41 protein-coding genes and 1 tRNA gene are annotated in these 24,284 nt (G+C 31.9%); 32 read left to right on the forward strand and 10 right to left on the reverse strand.

Features of this window, described 5'->3' with window-relative positions:
* Window positions 1-23 precede the first annotated feature (23 nt).
* From tuf to rplQ, 32 genes are all read left to right on the forward strand, one after another.
* Window positions 24-1,229, forward strand: coding sequence for an elongation factor Tu (gene tuf, locus VJY38_RS06875; RefSeq protein ID WP_353679952.1), 1,206 nt, complete (start codon window positions 24-26; stop codon window positions 1,227-1,229).
* 70 nt (window positions 1,230-1,299) lie between these two features.
* Window positions 1,300-1,608, forward strand: coding sequence for a 30S ribosomal protein S10 (gene rpsJ / locus VJY38_RS06880; RefSeq protein ID WP_014854898.1), 309 nt, complete (start codon window positions 1,300-1,302; stop codon window positions 1,606-1,608).
* Window positions 1,609-1,618: 10 nt separating this feature from the next.
* Window positions 1,619-2,239, forward strand: a complete 621-nt coding sequence (gene rplC / locus VJY38_RS06885) for a 50S ribosomal protein L3 (RefSeq protein ID WP_353679953.1) — start codon at window positions 1,619-1,621, stop codon at window positions 2,237-2,239.
* A gap of 13 nt (window positions 2,240-2,252) precedes the next feature.
* Window positions 2,253-2,879: a 50S ribosomal protein L4 gene (gene rplD, locus VJY38_RS06890; RefSeq protein ID WP_353679954.1), complete on the forward strand. Its 627-nt coding sequence runs from the start codon at window positions 2,253-2,255 to the stop codon at window positions 2,877-2,879.
* Between the two features lie 12 nt (window positions 2,880-2,891).
* Window positions 2,892-3,188, forward strand: coding sequence for a 50S ribosomal protein L23 (rplW, locus tag VJY38_RS06895; protein ID WP_353679955.1), 297 nt, complete (start codon window positions 2,892-2,894; stop codon window positions 3,186-3,188).
* A 21-nt stretch (window positions 3,189-3,209) separates the two neighbouring features.
* On the forward strand, window positions 3,210-4,034 hold the full coding sequence (gene rplB / locus VJY38_RS06900; protein ID WP_353679956.1) for a 50S ribosomal protein L2: 825 nt from the start codon (window positions 3,210-3,212) through the stop codon (window positions 4,032-4,034).
* A gap of 12 nt (window positions 4,035-4,046) precedes the next feature.
* Window positions 4,047-4,334, forward strand: coding sequence for a 30S ribosomal protein S19 (gene rpsS / locus VJY38_RS06905; RefSeq protein ID WP_353679957.1), 288 nt, complete (start codon window positions 4,047-4,049; stop codon window positions 4,332-4,334).
* A 22-nt stretch (window positions 4,335-4,356) separates the two neighbouring features.
* Window positions 4,357-4,701: a 50S ribosomal protein L22 gene (rplV, locus tag VJY38_RS06910; protein ID WP_353679958.1), complete on the forward strand. Its 345-nt coding sequence runs from the start codon at window positions 4,357-4,359 to the stop codon at window positions 4,699-4,701.
* Window positions 4,702-4,713: 12 nt separating this feature from the next.
* On the forward strand, window positions 4,714-5,355 hold the full coding sequence (gene rpsC, locus VJY38_RS06915) for a 30S ribosomal protein S3 (protein WP_353679959.1): 642 nt from the start codon (window positions 4,714-4,716) through the stop codon (window positions 5,353-5,355).
* Between the two features lie 18 nt (window positions 5,356-5,373).
* Window positions 5,374-5,793, forward strand: coding sequence for a 50S ribosomal protein L16 (rplP, locus tag VJY38_RS06920; protein WP_353679960.1), 420 nt, complete (start codon window positions 5,374-5,376; stop codon window positions 5,791-5,793).
* Between the two features lie 14 nt (window positions 5,794-5,807).
* Window positions 5,808-6,026, forward strand: a complete 219-nt coding sequence (gene rpmC, locus VJY38_RS06925) for a 50S ribosomal protein L29 (protein WP_353679961.1) — start codon at window positions 5,808-5,810, stop codon at window positions 6,024-6,026.
* A gap of 17 nt (window positions 6,027-6,043) precedes the next feature.
* Entirely contained in the window at window positions 6,044-6,301 is a 258-nt protein-coding gene (rpsQ, locus tag VJY38_RS06930; protein WP_353679962.1) for a 30S ribosomal protein S17, read from the forward strand.
* 22 nt (window positions 6,302-6,323) lie between these two features.
* A complete protein-coding gene (gene rplN / locus VJY38_RS06935; protein ID WP_353679963.1) occupies window positions 6,324-6,692 on the forward strand; it encodes a 50S ribosomal protein L14 in 369 nt (122 codons plus the stop codon).
* Window positions 6,693-6,704: 12 nt separating this feature from the next.
* Window positions 6,705-7,031, forward strand: a complete 327-nt coding sequence (gene rplX / locus VJY38_RS06940) for a 50S ribosomal protein L24 (protein WP_353679964.1) — start codon at window positions 6,705-6,707, stop codon at window positions 7,029-7,031.
* Window positions 7,032-7,052: 21 nt separating this feature from the next.
* Entirely contained in the window at window positions 7,053-7,694 is a 642-nt protein-coding gene (gene rplE, locus VJY38_RS06945; protein WP_353679965.1) for a 50S ribosomal protein L5, read from the forward strand.
* 9 nt (window positions 7,695-7,703) lie between these two features.
* Window positions 7,704-7,973 (forward strand): 30S ribosomal protein S14, encoded by a 270-nt coding sequence (gene rpsN / locus VJY38_RS06950; RefSeq protein WP_353679966.1) that lies wholly within the window; start codon window positions 7,704-7,706, stop codon window positions 7,971-7,973.
* 16 nt (window positions 7,974-7,989) lie between these two features.
* Window positions 7,990-8,385, forward strand: coding sequence for a 30S ribosomal protein S8 (rpsH, locus tag VJY38_RS06955; protein WP_353679967.1), 396 nt, complete (start codon window positions 7,990-7,992; stop codon window positions 8,383-8,385).
* Between the two features lie 19 nt (window positions 8,386-8,404).
* Entirely contained in the window at window positions 8,405-8,941 is a 537-nt protein-coding gene (gene rplF / locus VJY38_RS06960; RefSeq protein ID WP_353679968.1) for a 50S ribosomal protein L6, read from the forward strand.
* A gap of 21 nt (window positions 8,942-8,962) precedes the next feature.
* Complete coding sequence (gene rplR / locus VJY38_RS06965) at window positions 8,963-9,328, forward strand: 50S ribosomal protein L18 (RefSeq protein WP_353679969.1); 366 nt, start codon at window positions 8,963-8,965, stop codon at window positions 9,326-9,328.
* 28 nt (window positions 9,329-9,356) lie between these two features.
* Window positions 9,357-9,427, forward strand: a tRNA-Gln gene (locus VJY38_RS06970).
* 30 nt (window positions 9,428-9,457) lie between these two features.
* On the forward strand, window positions 9,458-9,982 hold the full coding sequence (gene rpsE, locus VJY38_RS06975) for a 30S ribosomal protein S5 (protein ID WP_434968566.1): 525 nt from the start codon (window positions 9,458-9,460) through the stop codon (window positions 9,980-9,982).
* Between the two features lie 13 nt (window positions 9,983-9,995).
* The gene (gene rpmD, locus VJY38_RS06980; protein WP_353679971.1) at window positions 9,996-10,184 is read left to right on the forward strand and encodes a 50S ribosomal protein L30; all 189 of its coding nucleotides are present in this window, start codon (window positions 9,996-9,998) and stop codon (window positions 10,182-10,184) included.
* A 7-nt stretch (window positions 10,185-10,191) separates the two neighbouring features.
* A complete protein-coding gene (rplO, locus tag VJY38_RS06985; protein WP_353679972.1) occupies window positions 10,192-10,659 on the forward strand; it encodes a 50S ribosomal protein L15 in 468 nt (155 codons plus the stop codon).
* Window positions 10,659-11,996 (forward strand): preprotein translocase subunit SecY, encoded by a 1,338-nt coding sequence (secY, locus tag VJY38_RS06990; protein WP_353679973.1) that lies wholly within the window; start codon window positions 10,659-10,661, stop codon window positions 11,994-11,996. The genes rplO and secY overlap by 1 nt, the downstream gene beginning before the upstream one ends.
* A 17-nt stretch (window positions 11,997-12,013) precedes the next feature.
* Window positions 12,014-12,775 (forward strand): type I methionyl aminopeptidase, encoded by a 762-nt coding sequence (gene map, locus VJY38_RS06995; protein ID WP_353679974.1) that lies wholly within the window; start codon window positions 12,014-12,016, stop codon window positions 12,773-12,775.
* Window positions 12,776-12,782: 7 nt separating this feature from the next.
* Complete coding sequence (gene infA / locus VJY38_RS07000; RefSeq protein WP_353679975.1) at window positions 12,783-13,001, forward strand: translation initiation factor IF-1; 219 nt, start codon at window positions 12,783-12,785, stop codon at window positions 12,999-13,001.
* Window positions 13,002-13,012: 11 nt separating this feature from the next.
* Window positions 13,013-13,126 (forward strand): 50S ribosomal protein L36, encoded by a 114-nt coding sequence (rpmJ, locus tag VJY38_RS07005; protein WP_353679976.1) that lies wholly within the window; start codon window positions 13,013-13,015, stop codon window positions 13,124-13,126.
* 16 nt (window positions 13,127-13,142) lie between these two features.
* The gene (gene rpsM, locus VJY38_RS07010; protein WP_353679977.1) at window positions 13,143-13,526 is read left to right on the forward strand and encodes a 30S ribosomal protein S13; all 384 of its coding nucleotides are present in this window, start codon (window positions 13,143-13,145) and stop codon (window positions 13,524-13,526) included.
* A 20-nt stretch (window positions 13,527-13,546) separates the two neighbouring features.
* A complete protein-coding gene (gene rpsK, locus VJY38_RS07015) occupies window positions 13,547-13,933 on the forward strand; it encodes a 30S ribosomal protein S11 (protein ID WP_353679978.1) in 387 nt (128 codons plus the stop codon).
* A gap of 15 nt (window positions 13,934-13,948) precedes the next feature.
* Window positions 13,949-14,575, forward strand: a complete 627-nt coding sequence (gene rpsD / locus VJY38_RS07020) for a 30S ribosomal protein S4 (protein WP_353679979.1) — start codon at window positions 13,949-13,951, stop codon at window positions 14,573-14,575.
* 30 nt (window positions 14,576-14,605) lie between these two features.
* Window positions 14,606-15,601, forward strand: a complete 996-nt coding sequence (locus VJY38_RS07025; RefSeq protein WP_353679980.1) for a DNA-directed RNA polymerase subunit alpha — start codon at window positions 14,606-14,608, stop codon at window positions 15,599-15,601.
* A 13-nt stretch (window positions 15,602-15,614) separates the two neighbouring features.
* A complete protein-coding gene (rplQ, locus tag VJY38_RS07030) occupies window positions 15,615-16,070 on the forward strand; it encodes a 50S ribosomal protein L17 (protein ID WP_353679981.1) in 456 nt (151 codons plus the stop codon).
* Between the two features lie 65 nt (window positions 16,071-16,135).
* Here the strand turns inward: rplQ and fumC are convergent, their stop codons facing one another.
* The 10 genes from fumC to yihA all read right to left on the reverse strand — a co-directional run bounded on the left by fumC (window position 16,136) and on the right by yihA (window position 24,167).
* Window positions 16,136-17,527, reverse strand: coding sequence for a class II fumarate hydratase (gene fumC, locus VJY38_RS07035; RefSeq protein WP_353679982.1), 1,392 nt, complete (start codon window positions 17,525-17,527; stop codon window positions 16,136-16,138).
* 145 nt (window positions 17,528-17,672) lie between these two features.
* Window positions 17,673-18,368, reverse strand: coding sequence for a C40 family peptidase (locus VJY38_RS07040; RefSeq protein ID WP_353679983.1), 696 nt, complete (start codon window positions 18,366-18,368; stop codon window positions 17,673-17,675).
* 10 nt (window positions 18,369-18,378) lie between these two features.
* Window positions 18,379-19,233: a sigma-70 family RNA polymerase sigma factor gene (locus VJY38_RS07045; protein WP_353679984.1), complete on the reverse strand. Its 855-nt coding sequence runs from the start codon at window positions 19,231-19,233 to the stop codon at window positions 18,379-18,381.
* A 10-nt stretch (window positions 19,234-19,243) separates the two neighbouring features.
* Window positions 19,244-19,516 carry a EutN/CcmL family microcompartment protein gene (locus VJY38_RS07050; protein WP_353679985.1) on the reverse strand — a complete coding sequence of 91 codons (273 nt, stop codon included), beginning with the start codon at window positions 19,514-19,516 and terminating at the stop codon, window positions 19,244-19,246.
* Window positions 19,517-19,522: 6 nt separating this feature from the next.
* Window positions 19,523-19,798: a EutN/CcmL family microcompartment protein gene (locus tag VJY38_RS07055; RefSeq protein ID WP_353679986.1), complete on the reverse strand. Its 276-nt coding sequence runs from the start codon at window positions 19,796-19,798 to the stop codon at window positions 19,523-19,525.
* Window positions 19,799-19,800: 2 nt separating this feature from the next.
* Window positions 19,801-20,196 (reverse strand): PIN domain-containing protein, encoded by a 396-nt coding sequence (locus tag VJY38_RS07060; RefSeq protein WP_353679987.1) that lies wholly within the window; start codon window positions 20,194-20,196, stop codon window positions 19,801-19,803.
* Window positions 20,193-20,486 (reverse strand): hypothetical protein, encoded by a 294-nt coding sequence (locus tag VJY38_RS07065; protein ID WP_353679988.1) that lies wholly within the window; start codon window positions 20,484-20,486, stop codon window positions 20,193-20,195. The genes VJY38_RS07060 and VJY38_RS07065 overlap by 4 nt, the downstream gene beginning before the upstream one ends.
* Complete coding sequence (locus VJY38_RS07070; protein WP_353679989.1) at window positions 20,479-21,642, reverse strand: phosphopentomutase; 1,164 nt, start codon at window positions 21,640-21,642, stop codon at window positions 20,479-20,481. The genes VJY38_RS07065 and VJY38_RS07070 overlap by 8 nt, the downstream gene beginning before the upstream one ends.
* Before the next feature lie 9 nt (window positions 21,643-21,651).
* On the reverse strand, window positions 21,652-23,514 hold the full coding sequence (locus tag VJY38_RS07075) for a sensor domain-containing diguanylate cyclase (RefSeq protein WP_353679990.1): 1,863 nt from the start codon (window positions 23,512-23,514) through the stop codon (window positions 21,652-21,654).
* A 68-nt stretch (window positions 23,515-23,582) separates the two neighbouring features.
* On the reverse strand, window positions 23,583-24,167 hold the full coding sequence (gene yihA, locus VJY38_RS07080; RefSeq protein WP_353679991.1) for a ribosome biogenesis GTP-binding protein YihA/YsxC: 585 nt from the start codon (window positions 24,165-24,167) through the stop codon (window positions 23,583-23,585).
* Window positions 24,168-24,284: the final 117 nt, after the last annotated feature.

Here is a 24,284-nt window from a genome sequence, read left to right on the forward strand (position 1 = left end):
TAAATAACAAGGAGAGTAACTCGATGGCAAAAGAAAAATTTGATCGTAGTAAACCTCATGTTAATATTGGTACTATAGGACACGTAGACCATGGTAAGACTACCCTTACTGCTGCCATCACCATGGCATTAGCTCAAAAAGGATTATCACAGGTTAGAACTTTCGATAGCATTGATAATGCACCAGAAGAAAGAGAAAGAGGTATTACAATTGCAACTGCACACGTAGAATATTCTACAGAAAAACGTCATTATGCTCACGTTGACTGCCCTGGACACGCAGATTATGTTAAAAACATGATTACAGGGGCAGCTCAAATGGATGGTGCAATTTTAGTTGTTGCTGCAACCGATGGTCCAATGCCTCAAACAAGAGAACATATTCTACTTGCTCGTCAAGTAGGTGTACCAAGAATTGTAGTATTTTTAAATAAAGTTGATATGGTTGACGATCCTGAATTAATAGATTTAGTTGAAATGGAAATCAGAGAATTATTATCTAAGTATGAATTCCCTGGTAACGAAATTCCTATTATTCGTGGTTCTGCTTTGAAAGCTATGGAAGCTGGTATGTCTGGTGCTCCTATTACAGATGAAAGATATAAATGTATCTGGGAATTAATGGATGCAGTAGATAGCTATATTCCAATTCCAGAAAGAAGTATTGATAAACCATTCTTAATGCCTGTTGAAGATGTTTTCTCAATTACAGGTCGTGGTACAGTTGCAACGGGTAGAGTTGAAAGAGGAACCATAAAATTAAATGAAGAAGTAGAATTAATTGGTCTTGGACAACATAAAAAGACAGTTGTTACAGGCATAGAAATGTTCCGTAAAGAATTAGATGCTGCTATAGCAGGTGATAATGCAGGATTGCTTTTGAGAGGTATTGATAAAAAAGAAATTGAAAGAGGAATGGTATTAGCAAAACCAGGTTCAATAACTCCTCATAGAATTTTTGAAGGTGAAGTTTATATATTGTCGAAAGAAGAAGGTGGTCGCCATACACCATTCTTTAGTGGTTATCGTCCACAATTCTATTTCAGAACTACTGATGTTACTGGCGTTGCAACATTACCAGAAGGAACAGAAATGGTTATGCCAGGTGATAATGTCAGATTGAAAGTTGAATTGATTTCTGAAATTGCTATGGAAGAAGGATTGCGTTTTGCTATCCGTGAAGGTGGTAGAACTGTTGGTGCAGGTGTTGTAACAAAAATTATTCAATAAATTATATTATTAAGTTAAGGGAAAGCAAGTCTTTCCCCTTAAATTTGTTTGAATAAGGAGATAATTAAAAGTGCCCGGTCAAAAAATTAGAATTAAGTTGAAATCATACGATCATATTTTGATTGATAAATCAACAGAAAAAATTATTAAAACTGTGAAAAGTACAGGTGCGGTTGTTTCGGGACCGATTCCTTTGCCAACAAAGAGAACGGTCTTTACTGTTTTAAGATCGCCGCACGTAGATAAAAAATCGCGTGAACAATTTGAGATTAGGGCTCATAAAAGAATTATTGATATTCATAATTCTAATAATAAAACTGTTGATGCGCTGAGCAAATTAGAAATACCGGCCGGCGTAGATATTGAGATAAAGTTATAGGAAAAATAATATGCCAGGATTGTTAGCAAAAAAAATAGGTATGACAAATATTTTTGCCGAAGATGGCAAAGTGATTCCTGTAACCATCTTAGAAGCAGGTCCATGTAAAGTGTATGCAATTAAAACAAAAGAAAAAGATGGTTATGAATCACTTCAATTGGGTTTCGGCGAAAGAAAAGAAAAACATGTTAATAAACCTCAATTGGCTGTATATCAAAAACTTGGCTTAAAACCACCAAGAGTATTAAAAGAATTCAAAAACTTCGACATTTCGAATTATAAGATAGGTGATGAAATAAAAGTAGATATTTTCCAGGTTGGCGATAAAGTGAAAGTCTCTGGCAAAAGTAAGGGGAAAGGATTTCAGGGAGTTGTTAAACGTCATGGATTTGGTGGTGTTGGTTCTACTACTCATGGTCAAAGTGATAGAGTAAGAGCGCCTGGTTCGATTGGAGCTAGCTCTTTTCCATCAAGAGTTTTTAAAGGCCAGAGAATGGCTGGTAGAATGGGTTTTGAAAATGTAACAATTAGAAACTTGGAAGTTGTGAAAGTAATCCCAGAAAAAAATATTATTATGGTAAAAGGAGCTGTCCCAGGCTCGGTTAATTCAATAGTTGCAATCAATAAATAATTGATGATAGAAAATGAAATTAGATGTTTATAAAATAGACGGAACAAAAACAGGTGAACAGGTCGAACTTTCAAAAGATATTTTTGAAATAGAACCTAACGACCATGCTCTCTATCTTGCTGTGAAAGCTTATTTGGCTAATCAGAGACAGGGTACTCACAAGACTAAAGAACGTAGTGAAGTAAGAGGTGGAGGAAAAAAACCCTGGCGTCAAAAAGGTAGAGGTGGTGCAAGAGCTGGTTCTATAAGATCTCCTCTGTGGGTTGGTGGTGGAACTGTTTTTGGACCAAAACCAAGAGATTATCGTCAAAAGTTAAATAAAAAAGTTAATGCACTGGCAAGAAAATCTGCTCTATCATACAAGGCAAAAAATAATCAGATTTTTGTAGTAGAAGATTTTAACTTCGAAAAACCAAAAACTAAAGATTTTGTTAATATTCTTAAAGCATTGAATCTGGATGGCAAAAAAGTTTTGTTACTAACAAATGGAACTCAAGAGAATGTTTATAAATCAGGTAGAAATATTGAAAAAGTAAATATTCTCGAAGCTAATAAAGCTTCGGCTTATGAATTATTAAATAATCAAGTTTTGGTATTACAAAAAAGTGCAGTCAAACTTTTAGAAAGTACATTTAATTAATTCGGTCTGAAAATGAAAACTATATTGATTCGACCTCTGATAACAGAGAAAATGACAAAAATTAGCGAGAAGCATCCAAATAAATATGGATTTATTGTTGATATTAATGCTAATAAAATTGAAATAGCAAAAGCAATCAAAGAAAAATTTAACGTTGATGTTGTCTCTGTTAATACAATTAGATATAAAGGGAAAACGAAAACTCAATTTACTAGAAAAGGTCGTTTTACTGGAAAAACACCGAGATTTAAAAAAGCAATCGTAACAATTAAAGAAGGTCAAACAATAGATATTTTTGGTCAAGTATAAAACGACTGAATTGGAGATTCAATGGGAATAAGAAAATTAAAACCGATTACACCTGGTACGAGATTCATGAGTATCTCTACTTTTGAAGAGATTACTAAAACTACACCAGAAAAATCTTTACTTGAACCATTAAAAAAATCTGGTGGTAGAAATAATTTAGGTAGAGTTACTGCTCGTCACAGAGGTGGTGGTCATAAACGTCAATATAGAATTATTGATTTTAAGAGAGATAAATTTGGTATACCTGCTAAAGTATTTTCAATTGAATATGACCCAAATCGTTCTGCAAGAATTGCTTTGTTGCATTATGCTGACGGAGAGAAAAGATACATTTTAGCTCCAGATGGATTGAAAGTTGGCGATACCTTGATGTCGGGACCAGGTTCAGAAATAAAAATTGGTAATGCTCTACCATTAAGAGAAATACCAGTAGGAAGTTTTGTACATAATGTTGAACTAAAACCTAAAAAAGGTGGACAATTAGGAAGAGCAGCTGGTACTTCAATTCAAGTACTTGCTAAAGAAGGTAAATATGCTCAATTAAAATTACCTTCTGGAGAAGTTAGAATGGTTAGTTTGGATTGTATGGCAACTTATGGTGTGGTAGGAAATGCGGATCATGAAAATATAAGTTTAGGTAAAGCTGGTAGAAGTAGATGGCTTGGAATAAGACCTCATACAAGAGGTGTAGCAATGAACCCTGTTGATCATCCTATGGGTGGAGGTGAAGGAAAAACTTCTGGTGGTGGTCATCCAGTTTCACCATGGGGACAAAAATCTAAAGGGTTGAAAACTAGAAAAAGAAATAAACCTTCTAATAAGTATATTATTAAAAGAAGAAAATAATTAGGTAGAAATATGCCAAGGTCAGTTAAAAAAGGTCCTTATATTGATGTTAAGTTACTTAAAAAGATAAGAAAACTTAACGAGACAAATCAAAAGAAAATAATTAAAACATGGTCTCGAGCAAGTACTATTTCGCCTGAGTTTGTTGGACATACAATTGCTGTTCATAATGGGAATAAAATGATACCTGTTTATATTACAGAAAATATGGTGGGACATAAACTGGGTGAGTTTGCACCAACCAGAATATTCAGAGGTCACCCGGGTACAAAAGCTGAAAAAGCATCTAAAGTTAAATAATGTGAAATTGAGGTAGATTATAATGGAAGCTAAAGCAACTCATAAATACATTGGTTCATCACCAAGAAAAATGCGTTTGGTAATCGATTTAATTCGTGGAAAATCTGTAGATCAGGCTCTTGAAATTTTACATTTTTCTCCTAAGCATGCTTCAAAATCTGCAGAAAAAGTTTTAAGATCGGCAGTTTCAAATTTGATGAACAAAGATGAAAATGTAAAACATGAAATTTCAGATTTATATGTTAAAGAAGCTTTTGTAAATCAAGGACCAACATTAAAAAGAATTATGCCAGCTCCAATGGGGCGTGCATATAGAATTAGAAAACGTTCAAATCATGTAACAATAGTTGTAGCAACTAAAAAGTAATCGGAGGAAGTTTTGGGTCAAAAAACTAATCCAATAGGTTTAAGAGTTGGAATAATCAGAGGATGGGAATCAAACTGGTTCGAAAGTAAAAGTTATGCACCAAAGTTACTCGAAGACTATAAGCTTAGACTTTATATTAGAAAAAGATTACAAAATGCTGGAGTTTCTGCAATAAAGATTGATAGAACATCTAAAAATGTAACTGTAACTATTCATACTTCGAGACCAGGTGTAGTAATTGGTAAAAGTGGTAAAGAAATTGCACAGATAGAAGAAGAATTAAAAAAGATAACTAACAAAGAAATTAAAGTACAAATTACAGAAATTAAAAGACCAGAATTAGATGCTTATCTTGTTGCAGAAAATATTGCTAAACAAATTGAAGGAAGAATATCTTTTAGAAGAGCAATGAAGACTGCAATTACAGCAGCAATGAGAATGGGTGCAGAAGGAATTAGAGTAATGTGCTCGGGAAGATTGGGTGGTGCAGAAATGGCAAGAACAGAACAATATAAAGAAGGTAGAATTCCTTTACATACATTAAGAGCAGATATCGATTATGCTCAGGCTACTGCTCAAACAATTTATGGTTCCATCGGTGTAAAAGTATGGATATGCCGAGGAGAAATATTAGGTAAACGTTCAACTGAATAATCCTCAGGAGTATTTCTTATGTTAATGCCAAAAAGAGTAAAATATCGTAAAGCACAAAGAGGTAGAAGAAAAGGAAAAGCAACTAGAGGCCATTTAGTAAATTTTGGTGATTATGGTCTTAAAGCTTTAGAACCTGCTTGGATTACAAGTAGACAAATTGAAGCTTGTCGTGTTGCACTTTCTCGTAAAATGAAAAGAGATGGAAAAGTTTGGATTAGAATTTTTCCTGATAAACCAGTTACTAAAAAACCTCTTGAAACAAGAATGGGTAAAGGTAAAGGAGCTCCAGAATTTTGGGTCGCAGTAGTTAAACCAGGTAGAATATTATTTGAAGTCGGTGGTATAGATAAAGAAACAGCTCACGAAGCTCTAACTTTAGCTTCTCATAAATTACCTATTAAAACGAAAATTGTTCAAAGAGTTGATTTAGAAGTATAAAGGAGCTTGGAGCTATGAAAATTTATCAAATAAGAGAAATGTCTACAGAAGAGATTAAGAAAAGAATTATTGAGGAACAAAAAAATCTTATGGATTTAAGATTCCAGCACGAATTGAAAAATTTAACCAACACTGCTAAGTTACGTCTTATAAGAAAAGATATTGCAAGAATGAAAACTGTTCTTAAAGAACGAGAGATGCAAGAAGCTAAAAATTCAAAGGTAAATAAATAAGGAGCAAATGATTTTCCATGCAGACAAGAAATTCAAGAAAAGTTAGGATTGGAACTGTAATAAGTAATAAAATGAATAAAAGCATCGTTGTCGCTATAGAAAGAAGAGTGGCTCATCCACTCTATAAAAAATATTATAAGAGAACAACAAAATTAATGGCGCACGATGAGAATAATGAATGCAGTGTAGGCGATGTTGTTAAAATAATGGAAACGCGTCCATTAAGTAAAAGAAAAAGATGGCGCTTAGTAGAAATTGTTGAAAAAGTAAAATAAAGTTTGACAGGAGCAGATAGTCATGATACAAGAAGAAACAAATCTAGTTGTTGCAGATAATTCAGGAGCCAAAAAAGTTAGATGCATTCGTGTACTTGGCGGAAGTAACAGGCGTTATGCAACTGTTGGGGATGTGATCGTTGTAAGTGTGAAATCAGCTATTCCAGGCGGTTCTGTAAAAAAAGGTGAGGTTACGCGTGCAGTGATTGTTAGAACTAAAAAAGAAGTAAGAAGAAGTGATGGCTCCTACATTCGTTTTGATGAAAATGCAGCTGTACTTTTGAATAATCAAGGAGAACCACGAGGTACTCGTATCTTTGGTCCTGTTGCAAGAGAACTTCGTGATAAAAAATTTATGAAAATAATTTCTTTAGCTCCAGAAGTTTTATAAGGAAATGATAAAATGAAAATTAAGAAGAACGATACTGTAGTTGTAATAGCAGGAAATTACAAAGGTAAAATAGGGAAAGTTTTGAAAGTATTTCCCGATAAAGACCGTGTAATAGTAGAAGGTGTAAATCTTCGTAAACGTCATACAAAACCAAATCAGAAAAATCCACAAGGTGGAATAATTGAAAAAGAAGCACCTATTCATGTTTCTAATGTTATGATACTTGATCCTAAAACAAATGAACCATCTAGAATAGGTTCAAAAATAATTATAGATGAAAAAACAGGTAAAAAGAAAAGAGTTAGAATTAGCAAAGTAAGTGGCGAAATGCTTGCATAAAATTAAGGGTTTATAATAGCAATGGGAAAACAAAAAGAACAAGTAAAACAAAAAGAGAAAAAAGAAAAATTAAGTGAAGAAACAACTACAACTGTAGTTGAAGAAAAAGTACCTGCAAGACTTAAAGTGAAATATTTAAAAGAAATAGTTCCAAAATTGAAGGAAAAATTAGGATATAAAAATGTTATGCAGGTACCAAGACTCGAAAAAATTGTAATTAATATGGGTGTTGGCGAAGCTGTTCAAGATCCTAAAGTTCTTGAAGAAGCAGTTAAAGATTTAGAAACAATTACAGGCCAAAAACCTTCGATAAGAGCAGCTAAGAAATCTATATCGAACTTTAAGCTGCGAGAAGGTATGAAAATAGGAGCAAAAGTTACTCTAAGACGTGAAAGAATGTATGAATTTTTAGATAGATTAATTACTATTGCACTTCCAAGAGTGCGCGATTTTAGAGGTGTATCAGATAAATCTTTTGATGGAAGAGGTAATTATACACTTGGCATTAAAGAACAAATTATATTCCCTGAAATTAATGTTGATAAAGTAAATAGAATTTTAGGTATGGATATAACATTTGTTACAACTGCTAAAACTGATAAAGAAGCTTATGAATTACTTAGCGCATTTGGAATGCCATTTAGAAAAAAAGAAACTAATTAAGGGAACAATATGGCAAGAAAATGTTTAATAGCCCGTGAAATTAAAAGAGCAAAATTATACCAAAAATATGCTGAACTAAGAAAGCAACTTAAAGAAAAAGGTGATTATGAAGCTTTGCAATTATTACCAAGAAATTCTTCTCCAACAAGGCTTCATAATAGATGCCAAATAACTGGAAGACCAAGAGGATATTATAGAAAATTTGGTGTTTCTAGATTAGTACTTAGAGAAATGGCTTTACGCGGTGAAATTCCAGGACTTAAAAAATCAAGTTGGTAATAGAAGGAGAATATAAATGCCAGTAACAGATCCGATTGCAGATTTTTTAACAAGAATTAGAAATGCAATTAAAGCAAGAAAGAAATATGTTGATATACCTTCATCAAAAATGAAGGTTGCAATTGCTGAGATACTAAAAAATAATAAATTCATTAGAGACTATAACGTAATTGAAGATAATAAGCAAAATATTTTAAGAATTCATCTGCAATATATTAATGGTATGTCATCGATTACAGGTTTGAAAAGAATTAGTACACCTGGTTTACATATATATGTTGATAAAGACCATATTCCAAGAGTATTAAATGGTTTGGGAATAGCAATTATTTCTACTTCAAAAGGATTATTAACAGATAAACAAGCAAGAAGATTATCTGTCGGCGGAGAAGTAATCTGCCATGTTTGGTAAAAATTTGAGAGGTTAAAAAGTGTCAAGAATAGGAAGAAAACCAATACCAATTAAAGATGTTACTGTAACCAAAACCGACAACATAATTAAGGTTAAGGGAAAACTCGGTGAGTTGGAGATGAAAATTCATCCCAACATTACCGTTGAAGTTACAAAAGAAGAAATTATTGTTAAAAGACCTGATGACTCAAAAGAAAATCGTGCTCTACATGGCCTTACAAGAGCATTAATTAATAACATGGTAAAAGGTGTTACCGAAGGATATTCAAAAAGTCTTGAAATCGTAGGTGTTGGTTACAGAGCAGAATTAAAAGGGAAAAATTTATTAATAACTATAGGTTATTCGCATCCAATATATTTTATTCCACCAGAAGGAATAAAATTAGAAGTTCCTACTCCAAACCAGATTATTGTATCTGGCATAGATAAAGAATTAGTAGGATTGGTTGCTGCAAAAATTAGATCATTTAGAAAACCAGAACCATACAAAGGTAAAGGAATTAGATATTCTAACGAAGTAATCATTCGCAAAGCTGGTAAGACAGCTGGTAAATAATATACTCAGGAGAATGCGAAAATGTTTTTGAAAGATTATAAAAGAAGATTAAGAAGAAAACTCAGAATAAGAAAAAAAATACATGGGACTGCTCAAAGACCAAGATTATGTGTATTTAAAAGTTTGAAACATATTTATGCTCAGTTAATTGATGATGATAAAGGCCATACACTTGCATATGCTTCAACACTTTCAAAGGAAATTGCAGAAGAAGTTAAGAACTTAAAAGGGAAAATTCCCAAAGCAAGATTAGTTGGAAAATTATTAGCACAAAAAGCACTTGAAAAAGGAATAACCACTGCTGTATTCGATAGAAGTGGTTATCCTTATCATGGTAAAGTTAAAGCAATAGCAGAAGGAGCAAGAGAAGGCGGGTTAAAGTTTTAATCCTGCCAGTTGCAAGAAAATAATTTCTTGCCGGATCGTCTAATGGCAGGACAGCGGCCTTTGGAGCCGTATGTGGAGGTTCGAATCCTCCTCCGGCAGCTCTAAAGAAAATTTTGAAATTGATGAAAGATAGGAGTTAAAGTGAATTTCAAGAACAAAAAAGTTACTGGTTTAGAAAACTTAAAAGAAAAAATAGTTCACATTAACAGAGTAGCAAAAGTTGTAAAAGGTGGACGTCGTTTCAGTTTTAATGCAATTGTTGTTGTAGGCGATGGTAATGGACATGTAGGTATTGGCCTTGGAAAAGCTAATGAAGTTACAGATGCTATTTCGAAAGGAATTGACGACGCTAAAAAGAATGTCTATAAAGTACCTGTAATTAATGGTACTATACCACACGAAGTAATTGGTAAATTTGGTGCTGGAAAAGTACTCTTGAAGCCAGCATCTCCTGGTACAGGTTTGATTGCTGGTGGTGGAGTACGTGCTGTTCTGGAAGCTGCTGGAGTACAGGATGTGTTGACTAAATCACTTGGTTCTTCTAATCCTCATAATCAAGTAAAAGCAACTTTAAAAGCTCTTTTGAGTTTAATAGATGCTCGAACAATGGCTTATAAACGTGGTATGAAAGTAAGTGAATTATTTAGTTTATAACGAGGTTTTTATAATGGCTAAGAAATTAAAAATAATACAAACAAAAAGTATAATCGATCGTCCTAAACCACAAAAACTTACAATCAAAGCTTTGGGTTTAGGAAGACCAAATTATTTCGTAATTCATAATGATACTCCTCAAATAAGAGGAATGATAAGAAAAGTATCACATTTAGTTAAAGTAGAAGAAATAGAAGAATAGGTGTTAAATGGATATACTTAGTAATTTAAAACCAGCAAAAGGCTCTCATAAAAAAGAGAAAAGAATTGGACGTGGCGAAGGAAGTGGCCATGGTGGAACAGCAACTCGTGGTATGAATGGACAGAGGTCACGTTCGGGTGCTAAATTTAAAGTTTGGTTCGAAGGTGGACAGATGCCACTTCAACGAAGACTTCCTAAGAGAGGTTTTCGTAATCCATTTAAAATTAAATATCAGGTAGTAAATGTTGGTAATATTCAAAAATTAATTGATAATAAAAGAATTGAAGAAGGTAGCACTATTGATGCCGCAACACTTTATAAAAATGGATTAATATCTAAAGCAGCTGCTCCTTATAAAATTCTTGGTGATGGAGAATTAAAATCAAAAATAAATATAGAAGCACATGCATTTAGTGCTTCTGCAATAGAAAAAATTCAATCACTTGGTGGAACTATAAAAGAGATTAAAATTTAATGGCTACATTTCAAGAAACATTTCGGAACATATTTAAAATTCATGAGCTAAGGCAGAGAATTTTGTATACACTTGCCTTGCTCGTTATTGTTAGAATTGGGGCTCATGTAACTTTACCAGGAGTCGATTCTCATCTTTTAAATTCAGCAATGACCAATTCTACTTCTGATAATTTGTTTGGACTCTATGATTTATTTGTTGGGGGTGCATTTAGAAATGCTGCTTTATTCGCTCTTGGAATAATGCCCTATATTTCTGCTTCAATTATATTACAGTTAGCAGGTGCAGTAATTCCATATATTCAAAAATTACAACGAGAAGGAGAAGAAGGTAGAAAGAAAATTACTCAATGGACTCGTTATGGAACTGTAATTATTTCAGCATTCCAGGCTTGGGGTGTAACAATTCATCTTTTGAATATTCGTTACAATAATTTACCAATTGTACCAGAAACAGTAAGAGGAATTGGCTGGACTTTATCTACAATTGTTTTTCTTGTTGCTGGAACAATATTTATAATGTGGATGGGAGAACAAATTACAGAAAAGGGAATTGGGAACGGAATTTCATTAATAATTTTTATTGGTATAATTGATCGTTTTCCTTTTGCAATTCTTGATGAATATCGTTTAATTGCTGCTGGACAAAGAAATTTAGTAATTGAAGTTGTTATACTTGCATTTATGGTTCTTGTTATAGCTGGTGTTGTTTTAGTTACACAGGGAACACGTAGAATTCCTGTACAATATGCTAAAAGAGTAGTTGGAAGAAAAGTTTATGGTGGTGTTACACAATATATACCACTTCGTGTAAATACTGCAGGTGTTATGCCGATTATTTTTGCTCAATCTATCATGTTTATACCAAGTACATTATTTTCATTTTTCCCTAATAATGAATTTATTGCTTCAATTGCAGGATATTTTTCTTATCAATCTTTTACTTATTCATTCATTTATGCATTAATGATTATCTTCTTTACATATTTTTATACTGCAATTGCATTTAATCCTCAGGATGTTGCAGAAACAATGAAGAAACAAGGTGGTTTTATTCCCGGAATAAGACCAGGAAAACAGACTGCAGATTTTATAGATAATATTTTAACAAAGATTACTTTACCAGGTTCAATATTTTTAGCAATTATTGCAATTTTACCAGCATTCGTTTCTAAGATTGGTGTTTCAGGAAGTTTTGCTTCGTTTTTTGGTGGTACAAGTTTGCTGATTGTCGTTGGTGTTGCTCTGGATACATTACAACAAATTGAATCACATTTATTAATGCGTCATTATGATGGTTTTATGAAATCTGGTAAAATTAGAGGAAGAAGATTTTAATTTAAAGACAGCTTAAAGTGATATTAATAAAAACGAAAAAAGAAATTGATTACATACGGGAAAGCTGTCGAATTGTTGCAGAAGTTTTACAATTAATGAAGCGTTATGCCAAACCTGGTATAACGACACTTGAGCTCGATAAGATTGCAGAAGATTATATTTTAAGCAATAATGCAAGAGCTGCTTTTAAAGGTTATTCTCAAGCAGGTTCTTTTAATTATCCAGGCTCAATTTGTTCTTCAATTGATGATGAGGTTGTTCATGGTATACCCAGCAACCGTGTGCTGAAAGAAGGAGATCTTCTATCTATTGATGTTGGAGTTGAAAAAAATAATTATTATGGTGATGCAGCTTTAAGTATTGCTATAGGTAAAATTTCTGATGATAAAAGAAAATTAATGGAAGTTACAGAAAAGTCTCTATATTTGGGAATAGAGCAAGCTGTTTCAGGGAATAGAATTGGTGATATTGGCAATGCAATACAAAGCTATGTTGAATCGTTTGGTTTTTCTGTAGTACGAGATTTATGTGGACACGGTGTTGGAAAACATTTACATGAAGACCCTCAAGTTCCTAATTATGGTAAAAAGGGAACCGGGGCTTTAATAAAAAATGGAATGACATTAGCTATTGAACCAATGATTAATATGGGTTCATATAAAGTTTTTGTTGATAGTGATGGATGGACTGTAAAAACTGTAGATGGTTTGCCTTCTGCACATTTTGAACATACAATAGCAATTATAGATGGTAAACCAGAAATTTTAACAAAATTTTAAATGGAATATGGCAAAACAAGGACCAATTAAAGTAGATGGAATAGTAACAGAAACATTACCTAATGCTCATTTTAAAGTAAGACTTGAGAATGGTCATGAAATTTTAGCCCATATTTCCGGGAAAATGAGAATGCATTTTATTAAAATACTGGTTGGTGATAAAGTTGCAATTGAATTATCACCATATGATCTAAATAAAGGTAGAATAACATATAGATATAAATAAATGGAGAGATTATGAAAGTTAGAGCTTCTGTTAAAAAGATTTGTGAACATTGTAAGATTATAAAAAGAAAAGGAGTTGTAAGAGTAATTTGTAAAAATCCTAAACATAAACAAAGACAAGGTTAAATAAGGAGGATAAAGCTTGGCTCGAATAGCAGGTATCGATTTACCAAAACAGAAGAAAGCATTTATAGGATTAACCTATATTTATGGTGTTGGTCGAAAAACTGCAATGGATATACTTACTAAAGCACAGGTAAATCCTGATAAAAGAATAGGAGAACTTACTGAAGAAGAGATTGCACGGATTCGTTCTATAATGCAGGCTGAGTATAAAGTCGAAGGAGCTTTGAGAAGCGAAATTCAGCAAAATATTAAAAGATTGATGGACATTGGATGCTATCGCGGTTTAAGACATCGAAGGGGATTGCCTGTTAGAGGTCAACGAACAAGGACTAATGCCCGAACTCGAAAAGGTAAACGTAAAACTGTAGCTGGAAAGAAAAAAGCACCAGCTAAGAAGTAATAAATAATTGAGGAGATAAATTGGCTAAGGCAGTTAAAAAGACAAAAAAGAAAGTTCACGTTGATGCAGTTGGTATTGCTCATATAAAAGCTTCATTCAACAACGTGATAGTAACTATAACAGATATTTATGGAAATACAATTTCATGGTCTTCAGCAGGAAAAAATGGTTTTAAAGGTTCTAGAAAAAATACACCATTTGCTGCTCAAGTGACTGCTGAAGCTGCTGCTAAAGAAGCTTATGACCTTGGACTAAGAAAAGTTGATGTGTTTATTAAAGGTCCAGGGGCTGGTAGAGAAGCAGCAATTAGAGCACTTAATACAGCTGGATTGGAAATATTATCAATTACTGATAATACTCCAATTCCACATAATGGTTGTAGACCACCTAAACGTAGAAGAGTATAACAGGAGAAAATCTAGATGGCAAGATATATTGGTCCAAGTTGCAAATTATGCAGAAGAGAAAGACAAAAACTATTTTTAAAAGGTACTAAGTGTTATACCGAAAAATGCCCTCTTGAACGTAAAAATTATGCTCCAGGGCAACATGGTTTAACACGTAGAGCGAAATTTTCTGAATACGGTGTTCAGTTAAGAGAAAAACAAAAAGTTAAAAGAATTTATGGGTTACTCGAAACTCAATTCAAGCTTTATTTTGAAAAAGCAATGAGACAAAAAGGTGTAACAGGTGCTAATCTTATTAAATTGTTAGAAAGAAGATTGGATAATGTTGTGTATCGTTTGGGATTTGCTCCATCAAGAAAAGCAGCTCGTCAGTTGATATTACATAGACATTTTACAGTTAATAATAAAATTGTGAATATACCATCTTACTTGTTATCTCCTGGAGATGTTGTTGCTGTTAGAGAAAAAAGCAAAAAACTTGATGTAATCCATAATTCATTAAGAAGAACAAAAGATAATCTATACAGTTGGTTGTCGGTCGATAAAGCTACTCTTTCTGGTACTTTTATTAATATTCCAGAAAGAGAAGAAATACCACTTAATGCAAATGAACAACTAATTGTAGAATTATATTCTAAGTAATTTATAAATTTAATATAGAGGATAATTTACATGAGCTATCCGTTTATTAAAATGCCCGATGGCGTTATTCAAGACGAATCCTCAAAAAGTGCTACATTCGGGAGATTTATTATTCAACCATTAGAAAGAGGATTTGGAGTTACTTTAGGTAATTCGTTAAGAAGGGTGTTACTATCCTCTCTTCCAGGTGCAGCAATTACTGCTGTTAAAATTGATGGAGTTCTTCATGAATTTTCAACTATTCCAGGTGTTCTTGAAGATGTAACAGAAATTATCTTGAATCTTAAAAAAGTTCGTCTAAAACTTCTTAATAAAAAAACAACCAGCACTCAAATTTCGATTTTGGGACCAGCAGATTTTAAGGCTGAAGATATTCAAAAAGCTTGTCCCGATGTTGAAATCCTTAATCCAGAACAGCATATTGCTAAACTAAATGCAGATGCAAAAATAAATATGGAACTTCGCTTTGGTATGGGAAAAGGTTATGTACCAGCAGAAGAACAGAAAACTCCTGATATGACTATTGGTACCATACCAATTGATTCTATTTATACCCCAATAGTTAATGTTCGTTATGATGTTGAAAATGTTCGCATAGGCGAAAGAAATGATTATGAAAAGTTAACAATTGAGATTAAGACAGACGGTTCCATTACACCAGAAGAAGCACTTTCAACATCAGCTAAAATATTAAAAGATCATATTCAATTATTTATAAACTTTGATGTTGAACCCGAAGTAGAAAAAGTTGAAACACAGGTTGATGCAGAGACAGAAAGAATTAGAAAAATTCTTTTAACCAATGTTGAAGATTTAGAACTAAGTGTTCGTTCTCATAATTGCTTAAAATCTGCAAATATTAAAACAATTGCTGATCTTGTTAGAAGAGATGAAAATGAGATGCTGAAGTTTAGAAACTTTGGTAGAAAATCATTAGCAGAACTTAAAGAAATTGTTGAAGGTTTTGGACTCCATTTTGGTATGGATGTCGATAAATATCTTGTTGATAAATCAGAAAAAAAATAGTTAAGGTTGAATAATGAGACACAGAGTTAAAGGAAGAAAATTAAAAAGAACTTCTGAGCATAAAAGAGCAACACTCAGAAATCTTGCAACTTCTCTCTTAAAACATAAAAAAATTAAAACAACCGTTGCAAAAGCAAAAGAATTGCGTACTTTTATTGAACCACTAATAACAAAAGCAAAAGTAGATTCTGTTGCTTCGAGAAGATATGTTGCAACCGAAATTAAAGATAAGAGTGTTCTCAAAGAACTATTTTCTGAAATTATTCCTAAGATAGGTGATAGACCAGGTGGTTATACAAGAATTGTAAAATTAGGTCAGAGAAAAGGGGATGGTGCTGAACTTGCAATTATTGAATTAGTTGATTATAGTGGAATTGTAAAACCTAAACCTGAAAAGAAAGAGAAGGCAGAAAAAGAAACACCTGTTGTCGAAGATAAAGTCGAAGTTTCTGAAGCAAAAACAGCATAAAAACATTTTTGTGTGATGATTTTTGTAGAGACTTGCTTAAGCAAGTCTCTACTTTTTTAAATTAATTAAATTTTTGGTCCAATCATTTTTTCTGGTCTTACAATCTCATCAAATTGCTCAGATGTTAATAATCCAAGTTCCAGTGCAGCTTCTTTTAATGTTTTGTTCTCTTTGTGTGCTTTTTTTGCAACTTTTGCTGCATTATCATAACCAATAACTGGATTAAGTGCAGTAACAAGCATTAAAGAATTTTCAAGATGTTTTTTAATGTTGTTTTCATTAGCAACAATTCCTACTACACAATTATCCGTGAAACTTTCGCAAGCATCTGCCAGTAATCTTATTGATTGTAATATATTGTAAGCAATTACAGGCATAAAGACGTTAAGCTCAAAATTTCCACTGGCTCCTGCAATGTTAATTGTTACATCATTACCAAAAACTTGAGCACAAACCATTGTCATTGCTTCTGATTGAGTTGGATTTACTTTGCCAGGCATAATTGAACTACCTGGTTCATTCTCTGGTAATGAGATTTCTCCAATTCCACATCTTGGTCCAGAACCAAGCCAGCGAATATCATTTGCAATTTTCATTAATGATGCAGCTAACGTTTTTAAAACACCACTTAATTCTACAAGTGCATCTTTACCTGCCATTGCTTCAAATTTGTTTGGAGCAGTTTTAAATGGCTTACCAGTTATTTCAGAAATTTTCTCTGCTACTTTGACAGCATAATCTGGATGAGTATTTAATCCAGTACCAACTGCAGTACCTCCTAAAGGAATTTCATATAATCTCTTTAATGCATCATTAATTCTTGCTAAACCATTTGTTAACTGCTGTGCATAACCAGAAAATTCCTGTCCTAATGTTAATGGAGTTGCATCCATTAAATGTGTTCTACCTATTTTAATAATGTCTTTAAACTCATTGGATTTTGCTTCTAATGCATCACGGAGTTTAGTTACCATTGGAATTAATCTTCGATGAATTTCTTCCACTACAGCAATATGAATTGCAGTTGGAAAAGCATCGTTTGTAGATTGGGACTTGTTTACATCATCATTTGGATGAATTGGTTTTTTACTACCTAAAACACCACCAGCCATTTCAATTGCACGATTAGCAATAACTTCATTTACATTCATATTTGTTTGAGTACCACTTCCTGTTTGCCATACAACCAGCGGAAAATGTTCATTTAACTTCCCTTCGATTACTTCTTCTGCTGCTTTTACAATTAATTCTTTTTTTTCATCCGATAGTAAACCTAATTCGTTGTTAGTAATTGCAGCGGCTTTTTTTACAATTGCAAGAGCTCTTATTAGTTCGAATGGAAAACGTTCGCCACCAATCTTAAAATTCATAAGAGATCTTGCTGTTTGAGCTCCGTAATACTTATCAGCGGGTACTTTTACTTCGCCCATACTATCAGTTTCAATTCTATATTCCATATAAAACTCCATTATTTAATTGTATTTTAATTTGATGCTTCAAAAATATAAAAAGATTTGCAACTTCGATAAGCAAAACAATTTTAATACTGTAATTACTCTGGTGTTTATTATTACTCATTTAAATGAAAATAAAGAAGGTTATTTATTCGGAAGGTATTTCTATTCTTCTTGCTCCATAATATCTTTTTGCATAATATTTTTCGTTTAAAGAAGAAATTGTAACTCCAAGTTTTCTACTTGAGTGAACAAATTGATTATCACCAATATAAATTCCAACATGTCCTGGTTTGGATCTTCTGCTTGTATTGAAGAAAACTAAATCTCCAAATTCTAATTCATTTTTTTCTACTTTTTCACCAATCTGAAATTGTTCTCTTGCAGAACGAGGTAATTCTATAGAAAATGTGTTTAAGAAAATTTGTCTTGTAAATCCAGAGCAATCAATTCCATCGTTAGAATTGCCACCATATTTATAAGGTGCATCAAGATATTTAATTATTTCCAGCAAAATTCTTTCTCTAAAAGATAGAGGTACGTCTGGATTAATATAATTTTTATAATTTGCTACAAATTTTTCTTTATCTATTGGATTTTCTTCAACAGGCATTTCATCAAATTCTTCCTGTGTAGTATCGATTGTGTTTTCTGATGAGGGTTTAAGTTTAATTGTATCTTTTTTTGATGTATCCTGTTTGGAATATCTAACTAACTTTTTTTGCTGTTCTTTTTTTGTTTTTGATTGACCATATCTTTGTGAACTGGATGAAGGGGCACAGCCTTCAAATAAAATGATGAAAGCTATGCCTATTATAAATGATTTTAATATTCTAAAAAGCATAATGTTACGATTATCCGAGATATGCTCTTAAGTTTTTACTTCTGGATGTATGTCTTAATCTTCTTATTGCTTTTTCTTTTATTTGACGAACTCTTTCTCGTGTAAGATTAAATTTTTCTCCAATTTCTTCGAGTGTTAGTGAATGTTCACCATTTAATCCAAAGTATAATTTAATTACTTCTGCTTCTCGATCTGTTAAAGTTGAAAGAGCTCTTTCAATTTCTTTTTTTAATGATTCATTCATTAGCTGATAATCTGGGGAAGGAACTTCTTCGTTTGATAGAACATCAAGAAGACGATTATCTTCGCCCTGTACAAAAGGAGCATCCATTGAAACATGTCGACCAGAAACTCTTAATGCATCTGTAACTTCACTTATATCCATATCCAGTTCTTGTGCTAATTCTTGAGGACTTGGTTCTCGTTCGAATTCCTGTTCAAGGTTACTATAGGCTTTACCAATTTTGTTTAATGCACCTACTCTATTTAATGGAAGGCGTACAATTCTTGATTGTTCAGCCAAGGCTTGAAGTATTGATTGTCTGATCCACCAGACAGCATATGAAATAAATTTAAAGCCACGAGTTTCATCAAATCTTTTAGCTGCTTTAATTAAACCAAGGTTACCTTCGTTAATTAAATCTCCAAGAGATAATCCTTGATTTTGATATTGTTTAGCAACAGAAACAACAAATCGTAGATTGGCTTTAACGAGTTTTTCGAGAGCTTTTTCGTCTCCCTTTTTTATTCTTATAGCAAGTTCGATTTCGTCATCTGGGGTTAAGAGATCAACTTTTCCGATTTCTTGAAGATATTTGTCTAATGAAAGACTTTCTCGGTTGGTAAATTGTTTTGTTATCTTCACGGTTAATCTCCTATTTTTTTTCTACATATATTGAATCGACAATACCTACAATTGATGCATCCACAGGAGCCATATCGACATCGAGTGGTATTACTGCTTCACTTGCAGTAACATAATAAATAATTTCTCCTGGTCCTGCACCAATTGTATCTAAAGCTATTATTGGTGAAGAAACTTTTTGAAACTGACTATTAATTGGTTGAACTAATTGTATTTTATAATTATTTACTGCTTCATATTTTCGTGTAGCCCAGATAGTACCAATTATTTTTCCAAGATACATAATATTTTACTCTTTAATGGCTACATCTAATTTATCAACAATTGCCATAATAACGGCATCAACAGGTTTATTATGTGTAAATGTAGTTTGACGTGCTGAACTTCCCTGAGCTACAAGAACTATTTCTCCGACTCCCGCCCCAACAGAGTCGACAGCTATCACTGTTGAATCTTTTGGTGTATAATCTAAATTTAATTGGCGTACTATTAAAAATTTTGCACCTACCAGATTTTCATCTTTTCGAGTAGACCAGACTGTTCCTATTACTTTCCCGAGTATCAATTTTACTCTCTCAACTTTGTTGGTTGGATAATTTTGATATTAGTTTTTTCATAACGATTAATATTATTTGTAAATATTATAAGATTATTAAATTCTGCCACTGAACATATAAGTGCATCACGAACGGTTGCAACTTTATTAAAAAATTTTGAAATGTTCAAACTGTATCTAGAATTTAATCCCAGAACTTTAAGTGCCTTTAATAAATTGTCGATAGATTCTTTTTCGTCTGCATTATGAGCTGCAAAGTATAACTCAGCAGCATTTATAACAGTTGTAAAGCAAATTCCATTCATCATTGCAATTTCAAGGTCGGAATTTGTTTTTTTATTTTCATGATATAAATGCTCAATTAATATATCGGTATCAATTAAAAAATGTATTATATCGTTCTTCAATATTGAATTCTTTCTCTAATATTTGAATTAATTAAACTTCCCTTAGCTTTTAAAAAATTCAGAGTTACGTCTTCAGGAATTTTTTGTAAAGATTTTACTTTATTAAAAATGTTTATGTCTATTTCTAAATTATTTATTGCAGAATATATATTTCCATAAATATCTATCCTAATTTCGTTAATTCCACTTTTGAATATTTTCTCTAATTCTTCTGAAGGTATATTTATTGTATAATCATTATTAATAGTTGTAATAAACGAGAATAATTTAGTATAACTTTCTTCATTCATATAAAAAACTCCTTCCATTAAGACTATTATTCACTTTAAAAAAATTAGCTACAGTTTGAGCAACATCTGCAAAAGTTTTTCTTATCCCTAAATTTTTCCCTTTTATATTTTTTCTATAAAACAACAATGGTACATATTCTCGACTATGATCTGTGCTTGGGGTTGTTGGGTCGTTACCATGATCTGCTGTTATTATCAGAGCATCGGAGTTATCAATGTTATTTAATATTCCGGGTAATTTATCATCAAATTCTTTAAGTGCTTTAGCAAAACCAATTGGATCGTTACGATGACCATAATAAACATCAAAATCTACAAGATTAACAAAGATGAATGAATTTTTATAATGTTTGATTGTATCAATAATTTTTTCAACCCCTTCAAGATTTGTTTTTGTTTTAATCTGTATTTTTATTCCCTGATAATTAAACAAATCATTAATTTTCCCGATTGCAATTGTATCTATACCTTCGTTTGATAAGTAATCTAAAATTGTATAGTCAAAAGGATTTAGTGAAAAATCTTTTCGATTGGTAGTTCGTATATAATTATTTGATGAACCGATAAATGGTCTTGCTATTACTCTTGCAACTGCGTGGTCATCAATTAAAATTTTATTGCGTGCAATTTCACATATTTCATACAATCTTTGAAGTGGTATAATTTCTTCGTGTGCAGCAATTTGAAAAACAGAATCGGCTGATGTATAAACAATTGGATATTTAGTTCTTATATGCTCATCTCCCAATTTCATAATTATTTCCGTTCCCGAAGCAGGAATATTTCCAAGAATTCCATCAACTTTAGTTTCTTTAATAAATTTTTCAATAATTTCTTGTGGAAAACCATCGGGATAGAGAGGGAAAGCTTTTTCAATTTTTAAACCACCAAGTTCCCAGTGTCCTGTAGTTGAATCTTTTCCAACAGAAGCTTCTGCCATTTTACCATAAGATGCTAATGGATTAGTTTGTGGTTTTATACCTTTAATTGGATGAATATTTCCTAAACCAAGTTTTTCAAGATTTGGTAGATAAAGTCCACCAACAAATTCAGCCATATTTGCAAGTGTATTACTGCCTTCGTCGTTGTAAGCTGAAGCATCGGGTAATTCACCGATGCCAAGACCATCGAGTACGATTACTATAAAATTATTCACGAGTTCTCATTATAAACTTTTGACAGTGTTACCACCTTTTTCGAGTGCTTTTTTTAAAGCTAACTCTGCATTATTTAATATTTCATTAACATCTGTTTTATTAAGAGTAGAAGCAATGCCAATTGAAACAGTAAAAGTAGTTTGCCTTGCAACAACAGCAATGGGTTTGCGTGCAATTTTTACTCTTAACTTTTCTGCCCACAAAAAAGCATCTTTTGGGGTAGTATTAAAAAAGTAAACAGCAAAAACTCTTTCATCGATTCTTCCCCATAAATGCATTGGTGTTAATTCATCTTTAATCATTTGAGAAATTGCTTTTAATACTTTAGGGAAAGGATTACCATCAAAAAGTGATTCCTGTTCTAAGAAATCATCAATTTTTATAAGAGCAACTGCTCCTGGTAGATCTAATTCTTTGCTTCTAACAAGATCGATTGTAAGTCTTTCAATAAAAGATTTATAGTTTAATGCCTTTGTTTCTATATCGTATGTTAAAAGATTTTTTAAGATATTTATTGTAGAGAATGAATGCAAAATAAAAGCTATAAATTTTGTAGCATTTTTTACAAAGGTAATTTCATTATTTGTATAGATATTTTTTTTAAGACTTTCGAAGCAGAGAACACCATAATTTTGTTCGTCATATACAAGTGGTATTGCAAGGAAAGAACCATCAAAACTTACGTCTTCGTTTTTAGAGAAGCGTGGAATTTCTATACTCGATGTATCATCAATCTTAACAGGTGTAAAACTTAATATTGCTCTTCCAACCAGAGTTCCATTAAGATCTATTTCTAAATTTTCGCCAACATATTTTAATGATGTTTTATTTACAATGCGTGTGGTTTTAAATTTTTGTTCGGATGGGAAATAGGAAACAAAAGTAAAAACATCCCAGTCAAGTAAATCTTTGACTGCTATGATTATAGTAGAATAAATATCTGTTTCTGTTTCAATTTTTTTGTCGTAACTTAAGATATTTAATAGAGCTTTTAATCTTTGCTCGGCTTGTGTTTCAGAAAATTTTTCTTCAAAGAGGCTTATGATAATTGAAATTATTCTAACTACTTTTCCTAAAGAAAAAATTTGTTCAATTCCAAAAGCATCGTTAACTTTTGAATCGAGCACTAAAATACCAGTAAGATTTTTACCATAAAATAGTGGAACTCCAACAAAGCTTTTTACTCCTTGAGGCGAATTGTAATAACGAATTACATCTACTTCTGCATTGGGAGAAATATCTGTTAATATTTCAGGTTCTTCTTTCTGAACGATTTTTCCAAGAATATCATCTTCGAGATCAAATTTTTGTTTTGTAATTTGAGTTGAACTTGATACAAATCTTTCGAGTGTTAATTTCTGCTTATTTTTATTATACCAGAAAAAAGCTACAGTATGAGCCATAAAAGCATCTTTAACAACGCTTAATATCTTTTCGAGTAAAAATCCAAATTGTTCATCCTGACTTATATCTTTAGGTAATTCTTCTCGAGCAATTTTATCGAAGTTTTCTTTAAAGTCTGGTGGTTTAAAAAAATTTCTATTTGGTTTATTAACTGTGGTTGTAAAATTCTCTGCAGTAATAACTTCAATATTTTTAACTGGTGAGATTATTTCAAATCCTTCTGATTCATCTGTAGAATAAGAAGGACTTTGTTCGTGTAATACATCACTGGTTTCGTTACTTTTATCATATTCTTTTGTATCCGATTTGGAATCTCGCAAGAATATTATGAAGCCAACATAAATTAAAAGAATTACACCAGATATTATTCTAAGAAGAGAATCATCAGTAATAAAAGGTATAATTATTAAGATGGGAATGAAAATAAAAATTAGTATTCGCTTTTTATATTTTTCCGATAATCCCATCTCTTACCAAGAATATGAAATAATTAATACAAAGTTTAATTCAATAATAAGAAAGTTTTGTGAATTTTTCATGAAAGCATTGTATTTATAAGCAATTTTACTACTTCTTTTTTACCAATATTTTTTAACGATGAATATAAAAACGCATTTGTTCCTAAAATAAGTTCTGGGAAATATTTATTTATTGTATTTTTTAATTGAGATATTTCTGATTGTGTTAACTTATCGATTTTATTAAAAATTACGTAGTAAGGAATATTTTTACTTCTTAAATATTCATTTAGAATAAAATCAAGTTTTAAAGGTTCATATCGACTATCAATCAAATGGAATGCAAGCATAATATTTTTATTAGTATCGATGTAAGTTTCTATTAATTTTTGCCATTCTTTTCTTTCTTGAAAAGATACTTTTGCATAACCAAATCCAGGTAAATCAACAATATAGAATTTGTTTTCAACGAGATAATAATTTATTGATCTTGTTTTACCTGGAGTAGAACTGGTTTTTGCAATTTTCAATGGTGAAAAAATTGAATTAATAAATGAAGATTTCCCCACATTTGATCTTCCACATAAGATTACTGTTGGCAATTCTTGTTTAGGAAGATCTTCAAGTTTGTAGACAGATTTAATGAATTCTATTTTTTTCATAGAAATAAATTTTCTTATTCATATAAAATTAATGTAATTTACGTTATATTTGAAAGAATTCAACAAATTGAGCTCTCTTTTTACTTACAGAAAATTTCCGCAATTCTTTTTTATCTA

Source organism: Rosettibacter firmus (assembly GCF_036860695.1).
Classification (GTDB): Bacteria; Bacteroidota; Ignavibacteria; order Ignavibacteriales; family Melioribacteraceae; genus Rosettibacter; species Rosettibacter firmus.

Excerpts from the sequence above, each read along its gene's own strand:
- tuf (WP_353679952.1), top strand. The coding sequence starts at position 24 with ATGGCAAAAGAAAAATTTGATCGTAGTAAACCTCATGTTAATATTGGT.
- rplC (WP_353679953.1), top strand. The coding sequence starts at position 1,619 with ATGCCAGGATTGTTAGCAAAAAAAATAGGTATGACAAATATTTTTGCC.
- rplD (WP_353679954.1), top strand. The coding sequence starts at position 2,253 with ATGAAATTAGATGTTTATAAAATAGACGGAACAAAAACAGGTGAACAG.
- rplW (WP_353679955.1), top strand. The coding sequence starts at position 2,892 with ATGAAAACTATATTGATTCGACCTCTGATAACAGAGAAAATGACAAAA.
- rplB (WP_353679956.1), top strand. The coding sequence starts at position 3,210 with ATGGGAATAAGAAAATTAAAACCGATTACACCTGGTACGAGATTCATG.
- rpsS (WP_353679957.1), top strand. The coding sequence starts at position 4,047 with ATGCCAAGGTCAGTTAAAAAAGGTCCTTATATTGATGTTAAGTTACTT.
- rplV (WP_353679958.1), top strand. The coding sequence starts at position 4,357 with ATGGAAGCTAAAGCAACTCATAAATACATTGGTTCATCACCAAGAAAA.
- rplP (WP_353679960.1), top strand. The coding sequence starts at position 5,374 with ATGTTAATGCCAAAAAGAGTAAAATATCGTAAAGCACAAAGAGGTAGA.
- rpmC (WP_353679961.1), top strand. The coding sequence starts at position 5,808 with ATGAAAATTTATCAAATAAGAGAAATGTCTACAGAAGAGATTAAGAAA.
- rpsQ (WP_353679962.1), top strand. The coding sequence starts at position 6,044 with ATGCAGACAAGAAATTCAAGAAAAGTTAGGATTGGAACTGTAATAAGT.
- rplN (WP_353679963.1), top strand. The coding sequence starts at position 6,324 with ATGATACAAGAAGAAACAAATCTAGTTGTTGCAGATAATTCAGGAGCC.
- rplX (WP_353679964.1), top strand. The coding sequence starts at position 6,705 with ATGAAAATTAAGAAGAACGATACTGTAGTTGTAATAGCAGGAAATTAC.
- rplE (WP_353679965.1), top strand. The coding sequence starts at position 7,053 with ATGGGAAAACAAAAAGAACAAGTAAAACAAAAAGAGAAAAAAGAAAAA.
- rpsN (WP_353679966.1), top strand. The coding sequence starts at position 7,704 with ATGGCAAGAAAATGTTTAATAGCCCGTGAAATTAAAAGAGCAAAATTA.
- rpsH (WP_353679967.1), top strand. The coding sequence starts at position 7,990 with ATGCCAGTAACAGATCCGATTGCAGATTTTTTAACAAGAATTAGAAAT.
- rplR (WP_353679969.1), top strand. The coding sequence starts at position 8,963 with ATGTTTTTGAAAGATTATAAAAGAAGATTAAGAAGAAAACTCAGAATA.
- rpmD (WP_353679971.1), top strand. The coding sequence starts at position 9,996 with ATGGCTAAGAAATTAAAAATAATACAAACAAAAAGTATAATCGATCGT.
- rplO (WP_353679972.1), top strand. The coding sequence starts at position 10,192 with ATGGATATACTTAGTAATTTAAAACCAGCAAAAGGCTCTCATAAAAAA.
- secY (WP_353679973.1), top strand. The coding sequence starts at position 10,659 with ATGGCTACATTTCAAGAAACATTTCGGAACATATTTAAAATTCATGAG.
- infA (WP_353679975.1), top strand. The coding sequence starts at position 12,783 with ATGGCAAAACAAGGACCAATTAAAGTAGATGGAATAGTAACAGAAACA.
- rpmJ (WP_353679976.1), top strand. The coding sequence starts at position 13,013 with ATGAAAGTTAGAGCTTCTGTTAAAAAGATTTGTGAACATTGTAAGATT.
- rpsD (WP_353679979.1), top strand. The coding sequence starts at position 13,949 with ATGGCAAGATATATTGGTCCAAGTTGCAAATTATGCAGAAGAGAAAGA.
- VJY38_RS07025 (WP_353679980.1), top strand. The coding sequence starts at position 14,606 with ATGAGCTATCCGTTTATTAAAATGCCCGATGGCGTTATTCAAGACGAA.
- rplQ (WP_353679981.1), top strand. The coding sequence starts at position 15,615 with ATGAGACACAGAGTTAAAGGAAGAAAATTAAAAAGAACTTCTGAGCAT.
- fumC (WP_353679982.1), bottom strand. The coding sequence starts at position 17,527 with ATGGAATATAGAATTGAAACTGATAGTATGGGCGAAGTAAAAGTACCC.
- VJY38_RS07040 (WP_353679983.1), bottom strand. The coding sequence starts at position 18,368 with ATGCTTTTTAGAATATTAAAATCATTTATAATAGGCATAGCTTTCATC.
- VJY38_RS07050 (WP_353679985.1), bottom strand. The coding sequence starts at position 19,516 with ATGTATCTTGGAAAAATAATTGGTACTATCTGGGCTACACGAAAATAT.
- VJY38_RS07065 (WP_353679988.1), bottom strand. The coding sequence starts at position 20,486 with ATGAATGAAGAAAGTTATACTAAATTATTCTCGTTTATTACAACTATT.
- VJY38_RS07075 (WP_353679990.1), bottom strand. The coding sequence starts at position 23,514 with ATGGGATTATCGGAAAAATATAAAAAGCGAATACTAATTTTTATTTTC.
- yihA (WP_353679991.1), bottom strand. The coding sequence starts at position 24,167 with ATGAAAAAAATAGAATTCATTAAATCTGTCTACAAACTTGAAGATCTT.